This is a genomic window from Duganella sp. Leaf126, assembly GCF_001423125.1.
Lineage (GTDB): Bacteria > Pseudomonadota > Gammaproteobacteria > Burkholderiales > Burkholderiaceae_D > Rugamonas.
Map to the genome: position 1 here is coordinate 533,017 of NZ_LMNW01000031.1, position 22,864 is coordinate 555,880.

At 61.0% G+C, this 22,864-nt stretch carries 24 protein-coding genes and 1 tRNA gene; 11 read left to right on the forward strand and 14 right to left on the reverse strand.

Features of this window, described 5'->3' with window-relative positions; all coding sequences use genetic code 11:
* Positions 1-10 precede the first annotated feature (10 nt).
* Both ASF61_RS15555 and msrA read right to left on the reverse strand, forming a co-directional pair.
* Complete coding sequence (locus ASF61_RS15555; protein WP_056158205.1) at positions 11-2,272, reverse strand: ATP-binding protein; 2,262 nt, start codon at positions 2,270-2,272, stop codon at positions 11-13.
* A gap of 142 nt (positions 2,273-2,414) precedes the next feature.
* Positions 2,415-2,915 (reverse strand): peptide-methionine (S)-S-oxide reductase MsrA, encoded by a 501-nt coding sequence (gene msrA / locus ASF61_RS15560; RefSeq protein ID WP_056158210.1) that lies wholly within the window; start codon positions 2,913-2,915, stop codon positions 2,415-2,417.
* 232 nt (positions 2,916-3,147) lie between these two features.
* Between msrA and ASF61_RS15565 the strand changes: the two genes are divergently transcribed.
* The 5 genes from ASF61_RS15565 to ASF61_RS15585 all read left to right on the forward strand — a co-directional run bounded on the left by ASF61_RS15565 (position 3,148) and on the right by ASF61_RS15585 (position 8,627).
* Positions 3,148-3,531 carry a response regulator gene (locus tag ASF61_RS15565; RefSeq protein ID WP_056157429.1) on the forward strand — a complete coding sequence of 128 codons (384 nt, stop codon included), beginning with the start codon at positions 3,148-3,150 and terminating at the stop codon, positions 3,529-3,531.
* A 51-nt stretch (positions 3,532-3,582) separates the two neighbouring features.
* On the forward strand, positions 3,583-3,792 hold the full coding sequence (locus tag ASF61_RS15570) for a hypothetical protein (protein ID WP_056157432.1): 210 nt from the start codon (positions 3,583-3,585) through the stop codon (positions 3,790-3,792).
* 1,153 nt (positions 3,793-4,945) lie between these two features.
* A complete protein-coding gene (locus ASF61_RS15575; RefSeq protein WP_056157436.1) occupies positions 4,946-6,166 on the forward strand; it encodes a hypothetical protein in 1,221 nt (406 codons plus the stop codon).
* Positions 6,166-6,627 (forward strand): three component ABC system middle component, encoded by a 462-nt coding sequence (locus ASF61_RS15580; protein WP_056157439.1) that lies wholly within the window; start codon positions 6,166-6,168, stop codon positions 6,625-6,627. Before ASF61_RS15575 ends, ASF61_RS15580 begins: the two co-directional genes overlap by 1 nt.
* Complete coding sequence (locus ASF61_RS15585) at positions 6,624-8,627, forward strand: DUF3732 domain-containing protein (protein WP_056157442.1); 2,004 nt, start codon at positions 6,624-6,626, stop codon at positions 8,625-8,627. The genes ASF61_RS15580 and ASF61_RS15585 overlap by 4 nt, the downstream gene beginning before the upstream one ends.
* Before the next feature lie 326 nt (positions 8,628-8,953).
* Here the strand turns inward: ASF61_RS15585 and ASF61_RS24645 are convergent, their stop codons facing one another.
* Genes ASF61_RS24645 through ASF61_RS23795 form a run of 3 tightly spaced genes read right to left on the reverse strand, consistent with a single transcriptional unit; the run spans position 8,954 to position 10,234 of the window.
* Positions 8,954-9,268, reverse strand: a complete 315-nt coding sequence (locus tag ASF61_RS24645; protein ID WP_373994552.1) for a DNA glycosylase AlkZ-like family protein — start codon at positions 9,266-9,268, stop codon at positions 8,954-8,956.
* On the reverse strand, positions 9,150-9,650 hold the full coding sequence (locus tag ASF61_RS23790; protein WP_200919875.1) for an ATP-binding protein: 501 nt from the start codon (positions 9,648-9,650) through the stop codon (positions 9,150-9,152). Before ASF61_RS23790 ends, ASF61_RS24645 begins: the two co-directional genes overlap by 119 nt.
* Entirely contained in the window at positions 9,647-10,234 is a 588-nt protein-coding gene (locus tag ASF61_RS23795; RefSeq protein ID WP_200919876.1) for a hypothetical protein, read from the reverse strand. Before ASF61_RS23795 ends, ASF61_RS23790 begins: the two co-directional genes overlap by 4 nt.
* Positions 10,235-10,590: 356 nt before the next feature.
* Between ASF61_RS23795 and ASF61_RS15595 the strand changes: the two genes are divergently transcribed.
* Together ASF61_RS15595 and ASF61_RS22920 are read left to right on the forward strand one after the other, a co-directional pair.
* Positions 10,591-10,878 carry a type II toxin-antitoxin system Phd/YefM family antitoxin gene (locus ASF61_RS15595; RefSeq protein ID WP_056157445.1) on the forward strand — a complete coding sequence of 96 codons (288 nt, stop codon included), beginning with the start codon at positions 10,591-10,593 and terminating at the stop codon, positions 10,876-10,878.
* A complete protein-coding gene (locus ASF61_RS22920) occupies positions 10,841-11,137 on the forward strand; it encodes a Txe/YoeB family addiction module toxin (protein WP_082491734.1) in 297 nt (98 codons plus the stop codon). Before ASF61_RS15595 ends, ASF61_RS22920 begins: the two co-directional genes overlap by 38 nt.
* A 183-nt stretch (positions 11,138-11,320) precedes the next feature.
* Here ASF61_RS22920 and ASF61_RS15605 read toward each other — a convergent pair whose 3' ends face one another.
* The gene (locus ASF61_RS15605) at positions 11,321-11,509 is read right to left on the reverse strand and encodes a hypothetical protein (RefSeq protein WP_056157451.1); all 189 of its coding nucleotides are present in this window, start codon (positions 11,507-11,509) and stop codon (positions 11,321-11,323) included.
* A gap of 410 nt (positions 11,510-11,919) precedes the next feature.
* On the opposite strand from ASF61_RS15605, the gene ASF61_RS23625 reads away from it, so the two are divergent.
* On the forward strand, positions 11,920-12,228 hold the full coding sequence (locus tag ASF61_RS23625) for an AlpA family transcriptional regulator (protein ID WP_082491736.1): 309 nt from the start codon (positions 11,920-11,922) through the stop codon (positions 12,226-12,228).
* Here the strand turns inward: ASF61_RS23625 and ASF61_RS15615 are convergent.
* The 4 genes from ASF61_RS15615 to pepN all read right to left on the reverse strand — a co-directional run bounded on the left by ASF61_RS15615 (position 12,188) and on the right by pepN (position 17,514).
* Positions 12,188-13,426, reverse strand: a complete 1,239-nt coding sequence (locus ASF61_RS15615) for an integrase arm-type DNA-binding domain-containing protein (protein WP_056158214.1) — start codon at positions 13,424-13,426, stop codon at positions 12,188-12,190. The two genes, ASF61_RS23625 and ASF61_RS15615, sit on opposite strands and share 41 nt — an antisense overlap.
* Before the next feature lie 194 nt (positions 13,427-13,620).
* A tRNA-Thr gene (locus ASF61_RS15620) sits at positions 13,621-13,696 on the reverse strand.
* 115 nt (positions 13,697-13,811) lie between these two features.
* Positions 13,812-14,813, reverse strand: coding sequence for a class 1 fructose-bisphosphatase (locus tag ASF61_RS15625; RefSeq protein ID WP_056157454.1), 1,002 nt, complete (start codon positions 14,811-14,813; stop codon positions 13,812-13,814).
* A gap of 28 nt (positions 14,814-14,841) precedes the next feature.
* Positions 14,842-17,514, reverse strand: coding sequence for an aminopeptidase N (gene pepN, locus ASF61_RS15630; protein ID WP_056157456.1), 2,673 nt, complete (start codon positions 17,512-17,514; stop codon positions 14,842-14,844).
* A 209-nt stretch (positions 17,515-17,723) separates the two neighbouring features.
* Between pepN and ASF61_RS15635 the strand changes: the two genes are divergently transcribed.
* The gene (locus ASF61_RS15635) at positions 17,724-18,410 is read left to right on the forward strand and encodes a DUF4136 domain-containing protein (protein WP_056157459.1); all 687 of its coding nucleotides are present in this window, start codon (positions 17,724-17,726) and stop codon (positions 18,408-18,410) included.
* Between the two features lie 93 nt (positions 18,411-18,503).
* Here the strand turns inward: ASF61_RS15635 and ASF61_RS15640 are convergent, their stop codons facing one another.
* From ASF61_RS15640 to ASF61_RS15655, 4 genes are all read right to left on the reverse strand, one after another.
* On the reverse strand, positions 18,504-18,683 hold the full coding sequence (locus ASF61_RS15640; RefSeq protein WP_056157462.1) for a CsbD family protein: 180 nt from the start codon (positions 18,681-18,683) through the stop codon (positions 18,504-18,506).
* 102 nt (positions 18,684-18,785) lie between these two features.
* The gene (locus ASF61_RS15645; RefSeq protein WP_056157465.1) at positions 18,786-19,262 is read right to left on the reverse strand and encodes a DUF6328 family protein; all 477 of its coding nucleotides are present in this window, start codon (positions 19,260-19,262) and stop codon (positions 18,786-18,788) included.
* Positions 19,259-20,233, reverse strand: a complete 975-nt coding sequence (locus ASF61_RS15650; RefSeq protein WP_056157467.1) for a quinone oxidoreductase — start codon at positions 20,231-20,233, stop codon at positions 19,259-19,261. Before ASF61_RS15650 ends, ASF61_RS15645 begins: the two co-directional genes overlap by 4 nt.
* A gap of 40 nt (positions 20,234-20,273) precedes the next feature.
* The gene (locus ASF61_RS15655; RefSeq protein WP_056157470.1) at positions 20,274-20,660 is read right to left on the reverse strand and encodes a methylglyoxal synthase; all 387 of its coding nucleotides are present in this window, start codon (positions 20,658-20,660) and stop codon (positions 20,274-20,276) included.
* A 194-nt stretch (positions 20,661-20,854) separates the two neighbouring features.
* On the opposite strand from ASF61_RS15655, the gene ASF61_RS15660 reads away from it, so the two are divergent.
* Entirely contained in the window at positions 20,855-21,580 is a 726-nt protein-coding gene (locus ASF61_RS15660) for a YebC/PmpR family DNA-binding transcriptional regulator (protein WP_056157472.1), read from the forward strand.
* Positions 21,581-21,586: 6 nt separating this feature from the next.
* Positions 21,587-22,864, forward strand: coding sequence for a phosphoribosylamine--glycine ligase (gene purD, locus ASF61_RS15665; protein ID WP_056157475.1), 1,278 nt, complete (start codon positions 21,587-21,589; stop codon positions 22,862-22,864).

Genomic DNA, 22,864 nt, shown 5'->3' on the forward strand with positions numbered 1-22,864 from the left:
GGTACCTCTGTCATTCTTTGTCAGATGGGGGTGTGTTAGGAATACTGAACGAGAACGTCGCGCCTTCACCGGGAACGGACTTGGCCCAGACGCGGCCGCCATGACGCTCGACGATGCGCCTGACGTTGGCCAGGCCGATGCCGGTCCCGTGAAAATCTTCCATGCGGTGCAGGCGCTGGAATACGCCAAACAGCTTGTGCACATACTCCATGTTGAAGCCGACGCCATTGTCGGCGACATGGAACACGGCTTCGGTGGGACTTTGCTCACTGGAAATGCGAATCACGGCCGGATCGCTCTGGGTCGTGAATTTGACGGCGTTCGATAACAGATTGTACAACGCCAGCTGCAAAAATGCCGGATCGGCGGTGACATCGGGCAGCGATTCCACCTGCCAGTCCACGCGGCGCCCTGCTGTTTCAGTGCCCAGCCGCTCGATGCAACCGTTGACCAGGTCGCTCATGCGGATACGCACGGGGCGCAGCGCCGCCCTCCCCATCTGGGAAAAACTCAGTAAATCATCGACCAGCTTGCCGGCAAGACGGGCCGAGGTCTTGATATTGGTGAGGAAGCGCATGCGCCGCTCGAGGTTGTCGTTGCCGGCGCTCTCCATCAGCAGGTCGGAGAAACCGACGATGTGGCGCAGCGGCGCGCGCAGGTCGTGCGAGACCGAGTACGAAAACGCTTCCAGTTCCTTGTTGGCACGGCCCAGTTCGCCGGCCAGGTCGGCCATCTGCTCGGCGCGCTCAAGCGCAATGCCGAGCAAGGTGGTGCGAAATTCCAGCGCCAGTTCGAGCTCGGCATCGTGCCACGGCGCGCTGGTGCCATGCACGGCCTCGCGCCAGATATCGAAACTGGTACGCGGCGACAACACGCCGGACGCGGTCTTGTCGTGCGGCCGGCCGGCCCAGTCGATGGTGTACACGTGCTCGGGCCGGAACCACAGCAGGTAGTGCTGGTGGATGCGCGAGATCGGCATCGCCAGCAGACCGCTGGCGCTGTCCACGTAGTCGGCGGCCGGCGGATACACGGCGCTCAGGTTGGCGCTGTGGAACAGGTCTTCGTGCGAGTGCAGGCTGAGCCAGTCGGCCAGCTTGCGGATCTGGTCGTCGTCGGGCGTGTCGCCAAAACTGATCAGGCGGTCGTCGATGACGATGGCCACCCCGCCCGCGTGGGCAAACCGCAGCAATTCCGGCATCACGCTGCGCAGGTTTTCGATGAAGTCGGCGCCCTGGGTCAGGCCGGCCAGCAGGCTGACCATCACGCGCCGCACTTCGAGCCGGAACTGCAGCTCGTCGGCGTCGGCACGGTTGCGGATGCGCAGCGCCAGGATTTGCCCCAGCTGCTCGCACACGGTGCGCTGATGGTAGCTGAGGCGGCGCGGCGTGGCGTGGTGGCACGACAGCAAGCCCCACAGCTTGCCGTCTACCACTAGCGAAATCGACATCGACGCCAGCGTGCCCATGTTGCGCATGTACTGCAGGTGCAACGGCGAAACGCTGCGCAGCGCGGCAAGCGACAGGTCGGTGGGCCGGCCGGTGAGCGGGTGCGCCACCGGCAGCAGGCCGACCGGCACATAATTGGCGTCCTGGATCAGGCGGATACGGTTGAGCAGGTACAGGTCGCGCGCCTGGCGCGGAATGTCGCTGGCCGGGAAGCGCTGGCCGATATAACCCTCGTAACCGTCCTGCAAGGCCTCGGCCAGCACCGTGCCGTGGCCGTCCTTGTCGAAGCTGTACACCATGACGCGGCCGAAACCGGTCAGCGCAGCCACTTCGTTGACGGCGACCTGGCTCATCTCGACGATGGAATCGGCGTCGCTGATCTTGTTGAGGAAGTCGCCCACCACCGTGTAGAGCCGGTGCAGGCTGACATCGACATCGCCGACGGCGGGTTCGAATTCGAGCACCAGCAAGCTGTCGCAGACGTGGGCCAGCACGTCGTAATGGACAGCGCCGGGCCCGAGCACCACCGAGGTCAGGAAGGCAGCGCGGTCGCGCGCCTGTTCCGTGCGCAGCAGCGGCGCCAGCAGCTCGGCCGCCGATCCGATGACAGCACGCAGCGGCTGGCCCAGCGCTGCGCCGGGCGCCATGCCGGTAAACGCCGCCAGGTTGTCGCTGACCTGCACCACGGGCGCCGCCGACGCGTCGCCAGCATCGGGCACGCCGGACAGATCGAGGGATAGCAGGAAGCCGTGCGGCTGCACCGCTCCGGGGATGCGGATCGGCTCGCTTTCACAGGTGGCGATGTCGGCGGAAATGGCCTCGGACATGGTGGACAAACATGGTTGCGTAAAACAGCATGATAACAATTTTTGGCCGCCTTCGACGCGTCCTTGGTCCGGCGCGTCAAATTAAAGCTGTCCATACATCTGTTCTGCCGGCGCACTGCCGCCCACCGCTTGCTGCAGGAAATTACCGTTTCGGCAATTCCCAGTTGGGTCGCACATAGTGGCACGTGTAACCGTTGGGAATGCGCTCGAGGTAGTCCTGGTGCTCGGGTTCGGCTTGCCAGAACGGTCCTGCCGGCGCCACTTCGGTCACCACCTTGCCCGGCCACAGGCCCGATGCATCGACGTCGGCGATGGTGTCGAGCGCGGTCGCCTTTTGCTGCTCGTCGAGGTAATAGATGGCGGAACGATAACTGGTACCCAGGTCGTTGCCCTGGCGGTTCGGCGTGCTGGGATCGTGGATCTGGAAGAAGAATTCCAGCAGCTTGCGATAGGAAATAACGGCAGGATCGAACGCGATTTCGATCGCCTCGGCATGGGTGCCATGGTTGCGGTAGGTGGCGTTGGGCACGTCGCCGCCGCTGTAGCCCACCCGCGTGGCCACTACGCCCGGCATCTTGCGGATCAGATCCTGCATGCCCCAGAAACAGCCGCCAGCCAGGATCGCCTTTTCAGTTGTGCTCATCATCATTCCTTTTCATTGATCGGGTCAGACAGCGCATGTTGTGGCGCAGCCCGGCTTTATCAACTGCCTTGCTCAATTGTATCCGCACAGAAATCCATTACGCTCTATAATTACCTCAAGGAAAATTCCTCCCTGGCTTGCGCGCCCATCTCCCCGCTCGCACCAAATGCCCCGGCCCGAACCCAGCCGAATGATCGCGATGTATTCATCGCCAACATTTCGAGTGCCGACCATGCAAACATCCTATTCCAGCAAACGCGTCCTGATCGTGGACGATAACGCGCAAGCCGCCGACGTCGCCTCGGAGCTGCTCGACCTGTGCGGTTACCAGACCGCGGTGGCCTACGGCGGCCAGCAAGGTTTGCAGGCGGCCGCATCCTTCGCACCCGATGTCATCCTGCTCGACCTCGGCATGCCCGGCATGGACGGCTTCCAGCTTGCCGCCGCGCTGCGCGCGCGACCGGACTTTCGCGACGTGGCGCTGGTGGCGTTTTCTGCCTGGGGCGACAACTTCACCCGCCAGCGCACGCGCGCAGCCGGCTTCGACCAGCACCTGACCAAGCCGGCCAGCCTCGATGAAATCGTCGACACCATCGCCGCCGCCTGCCATGCCTGACGGCACCAGACCTTTATGCTATCGTCGCACCACCGTTACGCAGGAGCGCCCATGACCGACGAGCACGCAGCCTCACGACCAGACCGCAGCAAGGCCATCGCTGTCGAAGCCGGGCTCGAACTGCTGAAAACCGAAGGCCGCACAGCAGCCGCTGCCTTCATGGAAGATGCAGGTGTGCCGCTGGCGGTAATTGCACGGGTGCTCAATGAGCCGGCGCGGCGGCGCGCGATGACGCTGCCGGCAGCGCACGACGTCGACTAACAGCCCTCCGTGCCACGGACGTTCACCAACGCCAAGCAGGAAAAAGATAGCGCTGGCAGGTAGCGCAATGTTTACGACCAGCTCAGTCGGCTTTAGCCTTGGGGGCAGGTGTCACGGAGGTGCTTGACGCATCTGTATGCGTTCTGTTTCGAGGCTGCAGGCGAGAAGTTGGTACGGCCACCAACCAAAAAGCGGCGCAGCGCTTGCGCGCTCTTCGTCCGCAAGAAAATCATTCTCTGGCTGGCTCCTGAGTGATCTCGTGATTTGACTGTTCTGCAGATTAAAGGCAAACGCGTCTACACACTCGTTTATTTCCCTCAAGCAGACACCGGCACCTCCTTTTGAGGATGCGGGTTTATGTGCATGCCTAGTGCTTGCCGGAATCGAAATCCGCTATGGCGCACCTCTCCCAGAGATCAAATGTCCCTCGCTTGTCCCTCAGGCGGACTCTTGTTCGCCAGTATGGTTCCCGGCGTGCTCTGGAGCAATTGAACGTGGCCAATTTCCGAGCTGCTTGGGCGTTGGACTGAGGGACTTGGGGGAAAGTTCAATCTTTTTTATTTTGATGGTGCATAGTGACATTTGGTGAATATTTCCCAAATACAAATATGGTATCCTGAGAGCTAGCTTGCCTATGCGGACCACACATGTCACTTAGCGGCATCACGCCGATTCAGAAATTTGCTCTCGCCGCATAGCCTCTACTTCTGGTGCGCATCATTAATGGGGGGAGTACCCTGTGACACAGCAGGGCATGATCGGATCTCGGATGGCGGAGAGACGGGAATATCGCACTGTGGTTGAGGAGAAGAATGCGCTTGGTGACCGATTAGGTTGAGTGGGATGCCGAGAATTTCTATCGCAAGCTGTCAGTGGCACGCCGCTGCCTCACTTGGCTGCATCGGAAGACTAAGGTCTAATCCTCCTTGGAGTAGGAGCAATGGTTTTTATCGACTACAGAATATAAGTGCTGCTAGCATATATGGAATATTGATTTATTACTGTATTTATATACAGTAATGGAATAACGGTATGCGCCCTGCGCCAACGCCGGGTGGTGCCCAGTTAATTTGCTGATGTGTCACGAGGCGATGCGCGCTCGGTCTGCTAGCGAGTCGTTGGTCGTGGAAGCATACCCACCATTGGAATATGTATGGATACGACGCAATCCCTGAATGCGACGCTACCTGGCGCCGCTCCCTTACCGTTTGATGCAACTTTGCTATTCAAGGCGCTCCAGTATCAGCTGCTCGTCGCCGTAGAGTACTGCTACGACCTAGCGCTCGATGAATCTCTGTGGCTTGAAGTTATGGGCGATGTCACGGTTCCCGGCAAAAACCAGACCGAGGTCAAGCTCTACTCTGACAACCTCACTGACAGTCACGCCAATTTCTGGAATACCCTGAAAAACTGGCTCCATGAGAATTTTGATCGCACGTCCTTCAAGACTCTGGTGCTGCTGACGACCCAGGAATTCGGTGCGCAAACCTTGCTCAAGGGATGGAACGCGGCCTCAGCAGCAGAACGGCTGTCGATCATGGAGCATATCATTGCGGGCTCGCAGGCCACTGCCGGCAATCAGGCGTCGAACGAGCCAGAGGTAGAACAGGGGGCCGCCAAGCCCTCGAAATCGCAGAAGCTTCAACAGTACGTAATGGATACTAAGCGCCGGGATGCATTGATGGAAGTGTTAGAGCGAATGCAGATCACGACCGGTGCAGAATCACTGGAGCAACGCCTGAAGGGCTATGAGACCCGACACCTCAAGCCGATCCGAGTGTCAAAATACAAGACCTTCATCCACGAGTTGTTGGGATTCATGTACAGCCCGGATCTTGTGATCAATGGATGGCAGATCACGTACCAAGCCTTTACTGACAAATTGTCAGAGCTAACGCACCGGTACATGAAACACCCGACAACCTTTCCTTCGGTGGACATGGCCGCGCTCAAGAAGATCATCGACATTGAGGAAATTCGGCCCATGCGATTTGCGCAGAAAATTCTGGAAATCGGCGGCGAAGGGCAGTTGAGGAGGGCGGCGCTGCACAGGGTAGTCGCCCAGACCACGATCTCCGATCTGTACACCGACGGTGTGCTGTTCAAACCTATGATGGATCTCTACCTCAGTAATCATCTGACTCAACACCAGTATGGGCGTGAGCTAGCCATGGTGGATTGTGCTGGAGTCACCTGTTCGACCGAGCTAAGCACCAGATCCATGAAGTTCTTCCTTATGCGCAACGGCTTGCCTACCGATTCGTTTTGCGGCCTGGAACACACGATGCCCGAGTTCCGTAATGGCATTTATCACATGCTTGCAGGAGAACAACCTGAGGATGAGGATGACGAGTTTCACTGGAGGCTCTGGTGATGACCACGCAAGTCTCTGACCACCTGTACACCTTGCACAGAACGCCCTTCGCGCTGGCACCCGTCATCCAGAGTTTCTACCAGCACTGGGAGCCGGTTGAGAAGGATATTTTGCTCAGTTATCTGATCCTCCCCATCGTCACTTACAAGCCAATACATGCCTTCTTGAACAGGGCTCGGCGTGACAGCTCGATTCGGACCATGGCTTCAGATGCTGAAAGGCTTATCGGCCTGGCGATGCGCGTGGAGGAGTTTAAACCCATCACCAACGCTGCCATGCTAATTCTGACTGCTGAGAACAGTTTGGAGATCACCCCCGAGCTGTCGGTGCGGTCGCTCCAGAAGCCGCAGTCCATCAATTCGGACAAATCGTTGCTAAAGTACAGCCAGAAGCTGGCCATGGTGCTTTCTGGTGAAAATGTTGTTTCTATATACCGGATGTTGGGAGTGAAATCGCTATGAAGTGTTACGTAAGCTACCTCGGTGTCGTTGACAAGGATAATGGCGTTCACCACATACCTCTCGCTCCAGGTCTCAATATCATCACCGGTAAGTCCTCGAAGGGTAAGAGTGCCATCCTTGATATCTTCGATTACTGCCTGGGAAGCTCGGAGGACACGATCCCTGAGGGCATCATTACGGATCGTGCCAAGTACTTCTTCACCGTGCTGCGCTTTGCGACCATGACCGTTGTCGTAGGGCGGGTAGCGGCCAGCAACCGGTGCTTTCTGCGCGAGATTTCCGGGCCAGCGGTGGACAAGGTGCTCCCTCTGGTTGAGGACGCGGACACCTTTTTTGCCTCGAATTTCTTTCAGCCAAAGGCCGATTTTCTGAAGAGTTTGGGTCGGTATTTCGGTGTCACCCTAGAGAACATCGACACCGATCCTCTGCAGCAGGAGATGACTGGAAAATGGAGTGCGACGCCCTCTGTTCGTAGTTTCCCGTCCTTCATGCTGCAGCATCAGAACCTGGTGGCTAACAGGCATGCGGTCTTTTACCGCTTTGAAGAAAAGCGCAAACGCGACCAAGCCATCGATCACTTCAAGATCTTCATGGACATCGTTGGTGAGGACTACTTCGAGCTTGCGAAACTGCGCACCGAGGCCATGTACGAATCCAAGCGTGCCAAGGCACAGATTCCGAAGCAGGACAAGATCAAGGCTGATTACATCACCGAGATCGACACTCTGCTGAAGGAGTATCAGGCTTTGGCCGGCCTGCCGTTGACGGAGCTCACGGCTGAGGAAATCTGGACGCAGCCTAAGCCAGCACTGGAGCGCCTCACTGGCGTTTCGGTCCGGGTGGATGGCTTGTCCAATGCATTTGAAACTCGGCGCAACGAACTGCGCGACCGCAAAGCTGAATTGATGGCCAGCATTCAGAAAGCGCTCAATACCCGCTATCTGCTGAACGTCTCTACTGAGCAGGCTACAAACTTTGCCAACTCGGTAACCATGCTACCAATCCCTAAGGCCGTCAACCTTCAACATGCGGTCTGCCCCGTTTGCGCGTCGCAGTCGGATGTGGCTGAGGATGAAGCGAACAAGCTGTCCGCAGCGATTCACTGGCTGAACGACGAGCTCAAAGTGTCCACCTATGCGCGCGAAGGTTTTGGGGAGGAGCGCCGGGCAGTCGATGCGGAACTCAAAAAACTTCGCAAGGAATTGGCACTCGTTGAGCAGGCACTGAAGCCGCTTGATCAGGAAGCTGACCGGCTTGAGAAGTCTAAGTCCGTGGATGGTGCTGCTCAGAAGACCAAGATCAAGTTGGAGCTCGCCATTGAGAAGCGGATTGCGAACCCACCGTCAGAAGCCAAGGAGATGGTCGACTTCTGGGAAAAAGAGGTTGCAAAGTACGATCTGCAGATGGCCCAGTTCGACGTCGAGTCGAAGCTGTGGGCGCTGGGAAACGACATCAACCAGAAAATGAAGGCGTTCGGCAAGCACTTCGACTTCGAAGAGACATACAAAAATGGCTCTCTAAAGTTTGATGTCGATACCTTCGATCTCTGGCATGAAAAGCCCATTGCTGGGGGGCACGTGAAAAAGGTATTTCTGCGATCCATGGGCAGCGGTGCAAACTGGCTGTACTCACACCTGACGCTGTTCATGGCACTGCATTACCAGTTCGCTGCGCATCACAAATGCAAGGTGCCGCCAATCCTTTTCTTGGATCAGCCGACGCAAGTCTACTTCCCCTCCACCGACAATGCTGAGGCCTTCAAGGCCGATGAGCTACGCGGAGATCGGAGTACCACCAAGACGGTCGATGAAGACGTAGATGCTGTATCGAAGATGTTCACTACCTTGGCCAAGTTCTGCGACACGACGTTCAAGGAAACCGGTGTCAAGCCGCAGATCATTGTCTGTGATCACGCAGATGGCCTGCCGCTACAGGGCAACTATGTATTCGAAGACTTCGTCCGTGCGCGATGGAGAACGCGCGGTTTGATTACCGAGTAAATGAACATCAACCAGAAAGGGGACGGATTTATATTCCCTGTGTCCCCTTTGGGCCGGTTCAGGTCACCTGTGATCGGCTGCTATGGGGCGTTACCGGACCTTCGATATCTTGACGCACATCCGGGGGCCTGGCCCCCGGCCAAGAGTGCCAGCCCATCGGGGTTAACTCCTCAACAAACGGACGTTCAACTTCGTTCCAATTCCCAATGCATAGGTATCCGTTCAGTTCTGTAGTTCGTTGATTTCAATGAAAAAATTATTGAAAGACGTCTAAAATATGTCCAAAACCACGTCCAAAGACGTCTAAAAACGTCTATCAGCCCAACCTACTCAGCTTCGCCCATAACGTAATATGCCGCCTGCCTTTCGCCATGCTGTTGCAGGCGCCCAGACTGCCTGAGGCGCTTCAATAGATCCCTCGCCTGAATTGAGGTTAGGCGACGCAAGTCAGCTACGTCGCTACGACGCACCGAGCCGTGCTGTCGCACATAGCTCAACACCATCTGCTCATGCTGCAGATTACTAAAACCCATCTGCCGCGTGTAAGCAGCCCTGTCCCCTTCCGCCTGATAAACGCCGGCTGCAAGCGTATAGGTGCGGCCTCGCGTCGTGCCATGGGCTTGCGCAAGGCCAGCCTCCACCAATGCCTCCAGGGTGCGCTTCGCTTGCCGGCTCGCGCTGGATATGGATGGCCAGTTCTTCGGTCGTCAGGCGCTTCAGGTCACGCAGCGCCGCCAGGGGGATCAGGCTGTCGATCGGCAAAGCACTGCCGCGCCGCCCCTCTTCCTCGACCACGCGTTTCAGGAAAGCCTCGTCGGCGTCTGTCGTAGCCAAGCGCAGGATGACGCTGGTGGCATCGGTGCGTCGGTAGTCTGGCTCGGGACGCCCGAAGCGCAACAGGCCGCGATAGATTTTATCGACGCCACGCCCCGAACGCTCGACCACGCCGATGCGCTTCATCGCGTCGGCCAGTGTGCGATTACGCGGTCGCGGCACGGTGGTCAACAGGTTCGACAGTGTCACGCCACCATCAGGCCACCCGGATTGCTGATCGTCAGCCCTTCGTCGTCCATCCGCACATGCACCGCGCCCATGCGATAGTCACGATGTACCAGCGCGTTGGCGACCGCCTCGCGGAAGGCGCCCAGGCCCACCTTGGGTACGTGCACGCGGAACAGGCCGACCTGTATTTCACGCTCGGGATTGTAAGGACGGAAATTCGTCTCCAGCCAGTCCAGCGCCTTGAGCAGGGGGAAGCGGCGAAATTCATTGAAGCCGACCGCCTCGCGCGCCAGCACCTGGAACGCGAATTCATGCGTGCCAACCAGTTCGCGCAGCGCCAGTTCCTTGCCCAGCAACAGCAGCCCAGTCAGCGTGGGCACGCGGGTGCCATCGCTCTGGCGCGCGGTCAATCCCAGCGCGCCATCGAGCGCTTCGTCATCGAGCTCAAGCAGCACGCGATCGCCGCCATATTGCTGCACGCTCTGGCGCAGCCGTTCGCGCTCCAGCGGGTCAATGTCACTCAGCTTGGCGCCGGCCACCGCCTTGGCGGAAGCATCCACCAAACCGAAGGTGGTGGCGCGGCTGGCACGCTCATGCGGCAACATCGCCACGCATTCGGGCTGGCCGTCGGCCTTCGGGCGTCGGCGCGGCCACGCTTATTCCGCTGCGCCCGTCCCTAACGGTGAACATCGCCTACCGGCTGCCGTCATTGCCGAAGAAGACAGTTGTACAGAAATCCGTACCACGTTGACTAGTGGTACAGATATACGTACAATGTTCCAAAGCGGTGAGAAATGAGTAACCAGCGAAATCGCCGTCTTGTTTATCATTAGCGTTATCTTTAACATCACTCTCCCAGCAAGAAGCTAAAAGACACCCATATTTCCCCTCGAGGAATTACAAGCAGGACCAGGGAGGCCGTCGCTGGTCGCGAACCCTGGTCGAGAAAGGCAAAGATCGAATGAACATCTTAACTTTTAGCGAGGCACGCGCCGGGCTCAAAGCTGTGATGGACGACGTTTGCACCGACCACAGCCCTACCATCATCACCCGTCAAAGCGGTGATGCCGTGGTGATGCTGTCACTGGCGGATTTCAATAGCATCGAGGAAACTCTGTATCTTCTCGGTTCACCGAAAAACGCCAACCGGCTGCTGGAGTCCATGGAACAGCTGAAAGCTGGTAAGGCCCGAAAACGGGAGCTAATCCGGCATGAAAAACAAGAAGGCAAGCAACAAAGAACAAGCTAAGCAGTCCGCAGTATCATTTACGGACAATGGCTGGGAAGACTATCAGCATTGGCAGAAAACCGATCCGCTGCTGGCCGAGAAGGTCAATCAACTGATTGATGCCTGCATATCTGATCCCTTCAGAGGCGTCGGCAAGCCGGAGCCACTGAAGGGTAATTTGACGGGACTTTGGTCTCGGCGGATTGATCGTGAGCACCGTTTGGTGTACGCGATGCTGGAAGGCACGCTTCACATCGTCGCCTGCCGTTTCCACTACTAAACACAATGGCGCAGCGTAAAACCTGCGCCATTTTTTTCGGCACGCCTGCGGCTCCATTGACGGCGTAGTGCGGGCAGCGCAGCGTGCCCTCCTGCACCACCGCAGCGAAACTGGAGAGTCTGCGCAAATCACCCGCACTGGTCACTCGGTAGCCTTGACGGCAAGGCACCGAAGTGGCTGTCGTCATCGCAGCTTGCCGCGCTCCGTACTGGCCGGCACATGCTGATCACCGCCCACCACGCCGTTGACGTTCTGCATCCAGTCGCAGAAGCACTCACCATTGCTGTCGTTGCGGCCACCGGCCTGGCAGATCAGGTTTCCGTTGAGCACGAAGTGCGAATAAGGAGTTGTGATGGAGGAATACACGTTCACGTGTAGGCCCACATCACCTATCCTGCCCTGCTCTCAGCGTCGATTGATTCACGAATGTGTCCGGTAGGTTGGCCGGTTTGAGCCAGTTTTTGCGCGGTTTTGATAGTGGACCAGCGCAACCCCGGCTACCAATAAATCCGCAGGCACAGGCATCGGATCGTTGAGGACTTACTCCATAAAAAGAATCCAACTTCCGGAATGAGATGTCAGGCAGCAAGGCCGTGGATCATGCCGCACGCAAAGATTCAGTCAGGAAGTTAAAACACCAGTTTCCTTTTCGCAGCATTGAGCAGACTCAAGCGTGCGCCATGTTTTCGGATGAAGTCGCTGCAAGCTGGCGCTGCGACAAACCCCGCTGTTGGTCGGAGCCCTACTTTGTCGTTAGACCTGCCGAGACGAGGAGACACCGCATGAACACCAGCCACAACGATAGCCCGCCCCGCGCCACGCGCCTGTTGCGCATCCGCGAGGTGCTGCGGCTGTGCGGGCTATCGCGCGCCACGTTGTACCGCGAGATCAAGCTGCACGCCTTCCCTGCCCCGGTCAAATTGTCGGCGCGGTCGGTGGGATGGTTGCAGGAAGATGTGGCGCAGTGGCTCGAGGCGCGCATTGCCCAGCGCGGACCGGCGTATGACGCTGCGCCGCGCCCGAATCCTGGCGCGGCGAAGGAGACTGCTGCTACTGCGGACCGGGACCAGTCACCGCGCGAAGAGGAATGACGTCCGCACCGGTACGCAGCTTGTCGAGGTAATCGGCCCAGCGCTGCATCATCGCGGCGCGTGCTGGCAGGTGCGCGGTGCGGTTGTAGGCGCGGCCGTTCGGGTCGATCACGCGGTGCGCCAGCTGGTGCTCGATCAGGTCCACGCGCTCTCCCAATACTTCGTCCATGATCGTGCGCGCCGTGGCGCGAAAACCGTGCGCCGTCATCACTTCCTTGGCAAAGCCCATGCCGCGCAAGGCCGCGTTGATGGTGTTCTCGCTCATGCAGGCCTGCTCGGTGCGCAGGCTGGGGAACACGTATTTGCCGTGGCCCGTAATGCGGCGCAGCTGGCGCAGGATCTCCAGCGCCTGGGTGGACAGCGGCACCATGTGCTCCGTGCGCATTTTCATCTTGGCGGCGGGGATGCGCCACGCGGCGCCATCGAGATCGAATTCGCGCCATTCTGCGGCGCGCAATTCACCCGGACGTACAAACACCAGCGGCGTCAGTTTTAACGCCGACACGGGCACGATATGGCCGTTGTAGGCGTGGATCGCGCGCAGCAGCACCGCCAGTTCTTTCGGCTCGGTGATGGCGGCAAAATTGGTGCGCGGGACGGCGATCAGCGCGCCCTTCAAATCGGGCGTCACGTCGCGCTCGGACCAGCCGATCGCCACGCCATGACGCAGCACCTGGCCGCACAGCTGCTTGATGCGGTGGGCCGAATCGACGGCGCCGCGCGCCTCTACCCGCTGCACCACGCCCAGCACGTCGCGCGGCTTGATGGCCGATACCGGCAGGCTGCCGATGTACGGAAAGACGTCGTGCTCCAGCCACGCCAGCACCTTCTCCTGGGTGGCGGTGCTGCGGCTGGCGTCCATCTTCGCCAGCCACAGGAGCGCCAGTGCGCGAAAGGTGTTCTGCGCGTCCTGGCGCCGTTGCTGCTCGTACGGATCGATGGCCGGCGCCCGCGGATCGACACCGGCGCGCAGCAGCTTGCGGGCGTCGGCGCACAGCTCGCGCGCCTCGGCCAGCGACACCTCCGGGTAGATGCCAAGGGCCAGCGTCTTGTGCCTGCCGTCGTAGCGGTAGTTCATCCGCCAGTACTTGTTGGACTCCTTGACCAGCAGGTACAGCGCGCGGCCGTCGCTGTATTTGTCGCCACTGGGCTTGCCGGAATGCTTGAGTTTCCGGATAAAAAGGTCGGTGAGTGTCATGGTGCGCAATCCCATTCCGGGTGCGGCGCCGATTGAGGGACCAACATTTTTCAGGAGGGACAAGCGCCAATTTGTCCCTCACCGGTCCTGGATTTCATGCTACAGCCCGGTAAACCACAAGACAACAAAAAACCCGCGCTCCCTATGAGAGAGGCGGGTTTTGAGACTTCTTGACACTTTTTACTGCTGAGTTCTGGTGCCGCTTGCCGGAATCGAACTGGCGACCTTTTCATTACGAATGAACTGCTCTACCAACTGAGCTAAAGCGGCGACGACCCGCATTCTAACAAAGAACCTTTACACCACGCTAGTGCAAAACCGATATATTTTGGCGGCGATGCAAAAATAGCTTGCCGGGTGCGGATCAGGGCGCCATCAACCGCTATTACCCCTTGTGGTAGCCGGTCACCACTTCCACTTCCTCGCGCGAGCCGAGGAACACCGGTACGCGCTGGTGCAGCTTGGTGGGGACGATGTCGAGGATGCGCTGCTGGCCGTCGGTGGCGACGCCGCCCGCTTGCTCGACGATGAAGGCCATCGGGTTCGCTTCGTACATCAGGCGCAGCTTGCCGGGCATCGAGGTGTCGCGGGTGTCGGCCGGGTACATGAAGATGCCGCCGCGGTTCAGGATGCGGTGCACGTCGGCCACCATCGAGGCTACCCAGCGCATGTTGAAGTTGGCGCCGCGCGGGCCGGTGTCGCCGGCCAGCAGTTCGTTGACGTAGCGCTGCACCGGCGGGTGCCAGTGGCGCGCGTTGGAGGCGTTGATCGAGAATTCGCGGGTCTTGGCCGGAATCTGCATGTCGCGCTGGGTCAGCACCCACGAACCCATTTCGCGGTCCAGGGTGAAGCAGTTGACGCCGTTGCCGGTGGTGAGCACCAGCATGGTCTGCGGGCCGTACACGGCGTAGCCGGCAGCGACCTGGCGCGTGCCCGGTTGCAGGAAGTCCTGCTCGCTCGGTTCGGTCATGCCTTCCGGCGCCTTCAGCACCGAGAAGATGGTGCCGATCGAGACGTTGACGTCGATGTTGGACGAGCCGTCCAGCGGGTCGAAGGTCAGCAGGTATTCGCCTTTCGGGTAGCGGTTCGGGATCTTGTGGATGGTTTCCATTTCTTCCGACGCCATCGCGGCCAGGTGGCCGCCCCATTCGTTCGCTTCGAGCAGGATCTCGTTGGAGATGATGTCGAGCTTTTTCTGCACTTCGCCCTGCACGTTCTCGGTGCTGGCCGTGCCCAGCACTTCGCCGAGCGCGCCTTTGCCCACGGCGTGGCTGATGGTCTTGCAGGCGCGCGCCACGACTTCGATCAGCAGGCGCAGTTCGGCGGGGATGGAATTGTTCTGGCGCTGTTCTTCGACCAGGTATTGGGTGAGGCTGATGCGTTTCATGGAGGGCCTTTAGTCAAGTTTGAAAATATTAGTTGGCAAGCGCCTTGGTGATCACTTCCAGCACGTCGTTCGAGAGCCTGGTGTGGGCGGCGACCTGCTCCAGCGCGGCTTTCATCTGCGTCTGCAGCGCCGGCGCGTATCGGCGCCAGCGGTCCATGCTGCGCGCGAAGCGGGCCGCCACCTGCGGGTTGATCGCATCGAGCTTGATCACGTGCTCGGCCCAGAAGGCGTAGGCACTGCCGTCGGCGGCGTGGAACTGCGACGGATTGGCGTTGGTGAAGTTGAACAGCAGGCTGCGCGCGCGGTTCGGGTTCTTCAGCGTGAAGGCCGGATGCTGCATCAGCTTGCGCACGCAAGCGACATCGGTGGTGGGCGTGGCGGCCTGCATGGCAAACCACTTGTCGATCACCAGCGCCTCGTTGGCAAAGTCGTCGTAGAAGCGCTGCAGGTAGGCGCTGGCGTCGGTGCCGCTGTGGATCAGCGCCACCAGGGCGGCGAAGCGGTCGGTCATGTTGCCGGCGTGTTCGCACTGGTGCTGCGCCAGCGACAGCGTGACCGCGTCCGGCGCCGTCAGCAGGTACGACAGGCACAGGTTTTTCAGCGCGCGCTTGCCGGCCGACAGTGCGTCCGGGCTGTATTCGCCGGGCGTCTGGTTGGCGTGGTACTGCGCCAGCAGTTCGGTGCGCAGCTCGGCGCCGATGGTGCGGCGCATGAACTGGCGCGCGGCGTGGATCGCGTGCGGATCGACCACGTCCATCTGCTCGGCGATCATGCCTTCCGACGGCAGGATCAGGGCCAGCTCGCGGAAGGCCGGATCGAGCGCGTCGTCGGTCAGCAGCGCGCGCTGGGCGTCGAGGAAGGTGGCGTCGAGCTTGAGCGGCTTGTCGCCGTGCTTGTCGCGATGGTGATGGCTGCCGGCTGCCAGCTGCGCGGTGAGTTTCAGCAGACGCGCCATGGCCAGGCGCTGGCCTGCTTCCCAGCGGTTGACGGGATCGCTGTCGTGGCGGAACAGGTGCAGCAGTTCGTCGTCGGTGTAGTCGTATTCGAGGATCACCGGCGCCGAGAAATCGCGCAGGATCGATGGCGTCGGGCGCTCGTCGATATTACGGAAGCGGAAAATCTGCTCCGGCTGCGTCAGTTCCAGCACCACGGTGGTGGCATCCTGGTCGTGGTGCGCGCCATCGAGCGTGAGCGGCAGGTCGCGGCCATCCTCGCCCAGCAGGCCCACCGCCACGGGAATGTGAAACGGCAGCTGGTCCGGGTGGTTGCTGCGTTGGGACAGGATGATGTCGAAGTTGCGCTTGACCGCGTCGTAGCGGGTGCGCGCGGTGACCACGGGCGTGCCGGCCTGGCTGTACCAGCGCTCGAACTGGCCCAGGTCGCGGCCGTTGGCGTCGGCCATGGCGGCGCGGAAGTCGTCGCAGGTCACGGCCTGGCCGTCGTGGCGCTCGAAGTACAGGTCCATGCCCTTGCGGAAGCCGTCGCGGCCCACCAGCGTCTGGTACATGCGCACCACTTCCGCGCCCTTTTCGTACACGGTGACGGTGTAAAAATTATTGATCTCGACAAAGGAGTCGGGGCGCACCGGGTGCGACATCGGGCCCGCATCCTCGGGGAACTGCGCCTGGCGCAGCGTGCGCACCTGGTCGATGCGGGTGACGGCGCGGCCGCTGTCGCTGCCGATCATGTCGGCGGAAAACTCCTGGTCGCGGAACACGGTCAGGCCTTCCTTGAGCGACAGCTGGAACCAGTCGCGGCACGTCACGCGGTTGCCGGTCCAGTTATGGAAGTACTCGTGGCCCACCACGGCTTCGATGCCGGCGTAATCGACATCGGTGGCCACCCGCGGGTTGGCCAGCACGAACTTGGTGTTGAAGATGTTCAGACCCTTGTTTTCCATCGCGCCCATGTTGAAGTCGCCCACGGCCACGATCATGAAGCGGTCCAGGTCCAGCTCCAGGCCGAAGCGCTCCTCGTCCCAGCGGATCGAGTTCTTCAGCGACTGCATCGCGTAGTCGGTCTTGTCGAGGTTGCCGTCCTCCACCCACACCTGCAGCAGCACTTCGCGGCCCGAGTTCAGCGTGTAGGTCTCTTCCTGGCACACCAGCCTGGCGGCGACCAGCGCGAACAGGTACGACGGCTTCTTGAACGGGTCTTCCCATTTGGCGTAGTGGCGGCCGTCGCCGAGATCGCCCTCTTCGATCAGGTTGCCGTTCGACAGCAGCACCGGGTAGGTCGCCTTGTCGGCGCGCAGCATCACCGTGTACCTGGCCATCACGTCCGGGCGGTCCGGGAAATACGTGATGCGGCGGAAGCCCTCGGCTTCGCACTGGGTGAAGAAATTATCGTTCGAGACGTACAGGCCCGACAGCGTGGTGTTTTCCACCGGCGCGCACAAGGTTTCGATCTCGAGCACCACGTGCTCGGGCGCGTTCCTGATCGTCAGCAGTACGCCGTCGATCTCGTACTGGTCCGCCTGCAGCACGGCGCCGTTCAGTCGCAGCTGCACCAGTTCGATGTCCTCGCCGTGCAGCACGATGTCGCTGTGCCGGCCGTCCGGGTTGCGCTGCATGGTGATGCGGTTGGCCACGATGGTGCGGCTGGGGTCCAGGTCGAAGCCCAGTTCAACCGTCTCCACCAGATAGGCGGGAGGGGTGTAATCTTTGCGGTAAATCGTCAGAGGGCTGCTGTCTGTGCGCATGGGGAAATGATGGACGTTAGGCAAAAGTCTATTTTACCAATACCAGCGCCCGGTCGACGCCTGATTTCCCGGCGCCGGCCAAAGTTGCTGATTTCCACGCCGCCGTAACATTCTGTAATAATTTTGATTAGTAACCGTGCGCGGCATACACTGTAGCGCTGAACATACCGTCTTTCCGTGTTTTCCGTCCCGTTACCAAGAGGTCTATCATGAGATATCTCGCCATCCTGGCGACTGCCGCCGTCATGTTGCTGACGGGCTGCGCCACCACCATCCGCAGCGACGTGACCGCCTTCAATGCGTGGCCGGCCGACCTGCAAGCGAAAACCTATGCGTTCGAGGCGCCGCGCGGCGTGGACGATACGCTCGAGTATCGCAGCTACCAGGTCCTGGTGAGCAATGAACTGAGCAAGCTGGGCTTCCAGCAGGCGAACGAAGGCCAGCAGCCGAACCTGCTCGTGGGCATGAAATACCTGACCATCGACCAGCCGATCCGCGTGCTGCGCGAAGATCCGTTCCTGGGCGCGCCGTGGGGCAGCCCGTACTGGGGCCGTCCCGGCTACGGCCGCTATGGCTGGGGCTATTCGCGCTGGGCCTACAGCCCGTTCTACGATCCATTCCGCTACAACGGCTTCGGCGTGGAAGAGCAGATCCGCCACCAGTACCAGCGCCAGCTGCGCGTAACCATCAACACCACGAGCGGGCGCAAGCTGTATGACGTGACCGTGCAAAACACCAGCAACGTCGCTGCCACGCCGCACGTGATGCCGGCGCTGGTGCAAAGCGCCTTTACCGGCTTCCCCGGCCAGAGCGGCGTGCCGCGCCGGGTGGAAGTGACGATCGATCCCAAGGTCGATACCGTGGTGGCCGGTCAGCCTGCGCCGAAGATGAACTGATACGGGGCCGCTCCCGGCGGGAGCGGCTTTTCGTCACGCCAAAAGAAAAGCGCCTGTGTTTGCACACAGGCGCTTTTTTCTTGACGCGATCAATTACTTGGTCACGATCTTGGCAGCTTCCTTGATGTCGCCGAGTTTTTCCTGGGCTTTACCTTCGCCCTGCTTGGCCAGACCCTTGGCTTCCTGCTCCGGGCTGTCGATCAGATCGCCGACCTTTTCCTGGATCTTGCCGCCGATGTCTTTCAGTTTGCCTTCGATTTGGTCCTTGTTCATGGTATGACTCCTTGTCTGGGCAACAGCCGGAATGGCTTTGCATTGCGTCCAGAATACTTCCATGAAGCAAACGCGTCTGTACGCTTGCGTACCAAATACTGGTTACACGCCCGCATGCTGTTTCAGGTAGCGCGGCATCCACCACCACACCCCGAAAATCAGCACGGCCACCACCGCGGAGGTGACCAGCCCGACCGTGCCGCCGAACACTTCCGAGATCACCAGGTTGGTGCCCAGCACCAGCGCGATGGCCAGCGCCAGCGACCCGCTCACCATCAGCCGGGTGGCCACGCGCTTGAAGCGCGCCCGGTCTTTCAGCGGCCGCATGATGCGGTGCTGCACGGCCGGGGCGCTCAGCAGTACCAGGCTGGTCAGCGACAGCACGAAGGTGGCCAGGAACAGCAGCTTTTCGCTGTGGACGATGCGCGCGAAGCCGCCGTTGAACGGCAGGATGATGAGAAAGGCGGTCAGCATCTGCGCGCCGGGCAGCAGGATGCGCATTTCGCTGAGCATGTCGGAAAAGTCGCCGGCGTCCTGATCGTCGCGGTCGCTGCGCTCGTCGAACATCTGCCCGCTCATGGCAGCAGGATGGACGAGCCCGTGGTTTTGCGGCCTTCGAGGTCGCGGTGGGCCTGCGCCACGTCGGCCAGCGCGTAGCGCTGGCGCACGTCCACTTTTACTTCGCCGCTGGCGATAACGCCGAACAGCGAGCGCGCGGCCGTCTCCAGCTCCTCGCGCGTGGACAGGTAGGCCGCCATCGACGGCCGGGTCACGTACAGCGAGCCGCGCTTGGCCAGCTCGGCCAGCGCAAACGATTCCACCGGCCCGGACGCGTTGCCGAAGCTGACCATGGTGCCCAGCGGCGCCAGGCAGTCGAGCGAAGCGATGAAAGTATCCTTGCCGATCGAATCGTACACGGCGCGCACGCCCTTGCCGCCGGTGAGCTCGCGCACCCGCTCGGTAAAATTCTCGGTGTTGTAGTTGATGACGTGGGCAGCGCCATGTTCGATGGCCAGCGCCGCCTTCTCGCTCGAGCCGACCGTGCCGATCAGCGTCACGCCCAAAATCTTGGCCCACTGGCAGGCGATCAAACCGACGCCGCCGGCCGCCGCGTGGAACACGATGGTGTCGCCGGCTTTCAGCGCCACCGTGCGGTGCAGCAGGTATTGCACGGTGAGCCCCTGCAGCATCATGGCGGCCGCCGTGTCGAAGCCGACGTTATCGGGCAGCACCAGCAGCTTCGACGCCGGCATGTTGCGGGCCTCGGCGTAAGCGCCGATCGGACCGCCCGCATAGGCCACGCGGTCGCCCACCTGGACCTCGGTCACGCCCTCGCCCACCGCCGCGACCACGCCGGCGCCTTCCATGCCCAGGCCGGCGGGCAGCGGTTGCGGATACAGGCCGGTGCGGTGATACACGTCGATGAAGTTCAGGCCGATGGCCTCGTGGCGCACCTGCGCTTCGCCGGGACCGGGCGCGCCGAGGTCGGCGTCCACCAGTTCCATCACTTCCGGGCCGCCGTGGCGGCTGATGCGTATTGCCTTGGTCATTGCATGCTCCATCAATGTAATGGAAACAGTGTAACGTGCGTCAGGTGGCTGCAGCGCGCAACTGCAACTGCGACAGCACCAGGTGCGCCGACGAGACGTTGGTGGCGCACGGCGTGTTGTGCACGTCGCAGGCGCGCACCAGCGCATTGATGTCGGGCTCGTGCGGCTGCGGCGTCATCGGGTCGCGCAGGAAGATCACGCAATCGACCTCGCCCTGCACCAGCATCGAACCGATCTGCAGGTCACCGCCGAACGGTCCCGAATGCTTGCGGTCCACCACCAGGCCCAGTTCGTTGGCCAGGCGCCCGCCCGTGGTGCCGGTGGCCACCAGGTCGCAGCTGGCCAGGAAGTCGCGGTACTGGCCGGCCAGCAGGATCATGTCGTCTTTTTTCTTGTCGTGCGCAATCAGGGCAATGCGGGTTTTCATCAGCGGGTCCGTTCAGAGGGTGACATGGCGGTTTGGCGCGGTGTTATCCGCGCAGCGATTGTACGGGATAGCGCCGCCCGGCCATACCACAGCGCCTTTTCACCCGGCCGCGGCGGCGGTTTCTGCAACACCGCTTGTGCTAGAATACCGCCCTCACCGGATACCTCAAATCTATCGCCAAAGGACGACCGAACATGGCTGGACACAGCAAATGGGCCAATATCAAGCATAAAAAGGCTGCCACCGATGCAAAACGGGGCAAGATCTGGACGCGCCTGATCAAGGAAATCACCGTTGCCGCCCGCATGGGCGGCGGCGACATCACGTCCAACCCGCGCCTGCGCCTGGCCATCGACAAGGCGGCCGACGCCAATATGCCGAAAGATAACGTGCAACGCGCGATCACGCGCGGCACCGGCGGCGAAGACGGCGCCAGCTACGAGGAAGTCCGCTACGAGGGCTACGGTATCGGTGGCGCAGCCATCATTGTCGACTGCATGACCGACAACCGCGTGCGCACGGTGGCCGAAGTGCGCCACGCGTTCAACAAGAACGGCGGTAACATGGGTACCGAGAACTCGGTGTCGTTCATGTTCAAGCACTGCGGCCAGTTCCTGTTCGCGCCCGGCACCAACGAAGACGCGCTGATGGAAGCGGCACTGGAAGCGGGCGCCGAAGACGTGCTTACCGACGACGAAGGCGGCATCGAAGTGCTGTGCGGCCCGCACGACTTCGCCGGCGTCAAGGATGCGCTGGAAGCGGCCGGCTTCAAGGCCGAAGTGGCCGAGATCATCATGAAGCCCGCCACCGAAACGGTGTTCACCGGCGACGACGCGGTCAAGATGCAAAAGCTGCTCGACGCCCTGGAAAACCTGGACGACGTGCAGGAAGTGTATTCGAACGCCTTGATTGAAGACTGAGGACTTATGAAAATTCTGGTAGTCGGCTCCGGCGGCCGTGAGCATGCGCTGGCCTGGAAACTGGCGCAATCGGAACGCGTGCAGATGGTGTATGTGGCCCCCGGCAACGGCGGCACCGCGCACGACGCACGCCTGGTCAACGTCAACATCACCGATCTGCACGCGCTGGCCGACTTCGTCGAGCAGGAACATATCGGCCTGACCGTGGTCGGCCCGGAAACCCCGCTGGCCGGCGGCATCGTCAACCTGTTCCGCAGCCGTGGCCTGAAAATTTTCGGCCCCACCAAGGAAGCGGCGCAGCTCGAATCGTCGAAGGACTTCGCCAAGGCCTTCATGCAGCGTCACGGCATCCCGACTGCCAAGTACCAGACCTTCTCGGACGTGGCGCAGGCGCACGCCTACATCGACGCCAACGGCGCGCCGATCGTCATCAAGGCCGACGGCCTGGCCGCCGGCAAGGGCGTGGTCGTGGCGCTGTCGCTGGAAGAAGCGCACCGTGCGGTGGACGACATGCTGGCCGACAACCGCTTCGGCGATGCCGGTGCGCGCATCGTCATCGAGGAATTCCTGGCCGGCGAAGAAGCGAGCTTCATCGTCATGTGCGACGGTAAAAACGTGCTGCCGCTGGCCACCAGCCAGGACCACAAGCGCCTGAAGGACCACGACCAAGGCCCGAACACGGGCGGCATGGGCGCCTACTCGCCGGCCCCGATCGTCACGCCGGCCATGCATGCGCGCGTGATGCGCGAGATCATCAACCCGACCATTGCCGGCATGGCCCGCGACGGCATCGTGTTTACCGGCTTCCTGTACGCGGGCCTGATGATCGATGCCGACGGCAACCCGCGCACGCTCGAATTCAACTGCCGCATGGGCGACCCGGAAACCCAGCCCATCATGGCGCGCCTGAAAACCGACCTGCTGTCGGTGATGGAACACGCGGTCAACGGCACCCTGAACCAGGTCGAACTGCAGTGGGACCGCCGCACGGCCGTGGGCGTCGTGCTGGCCGCTGCCGGCTATCCCGATGCGCCGGTCAAGGGCGCCGTCATCAGCGCCATTCCGGCCGAGACGCCGGAAGCGGTGACCTTCCACGCCGGCACCGCGCTCGGCGGCGAGACGGGCAACCAGCTGGTGGTGACCGGTGGCCGCGTGCTGTGCACGGTGGGCCTGGGCGACAGCGTCAAGCTGGCGCAGCGCCAGGCTTACGACGTGGTGGACCAGATCTCGTTCGACGGCATGCAGTGCCGCCGCGATATCGGCTGGCGCGGCCTGAAGCACTGA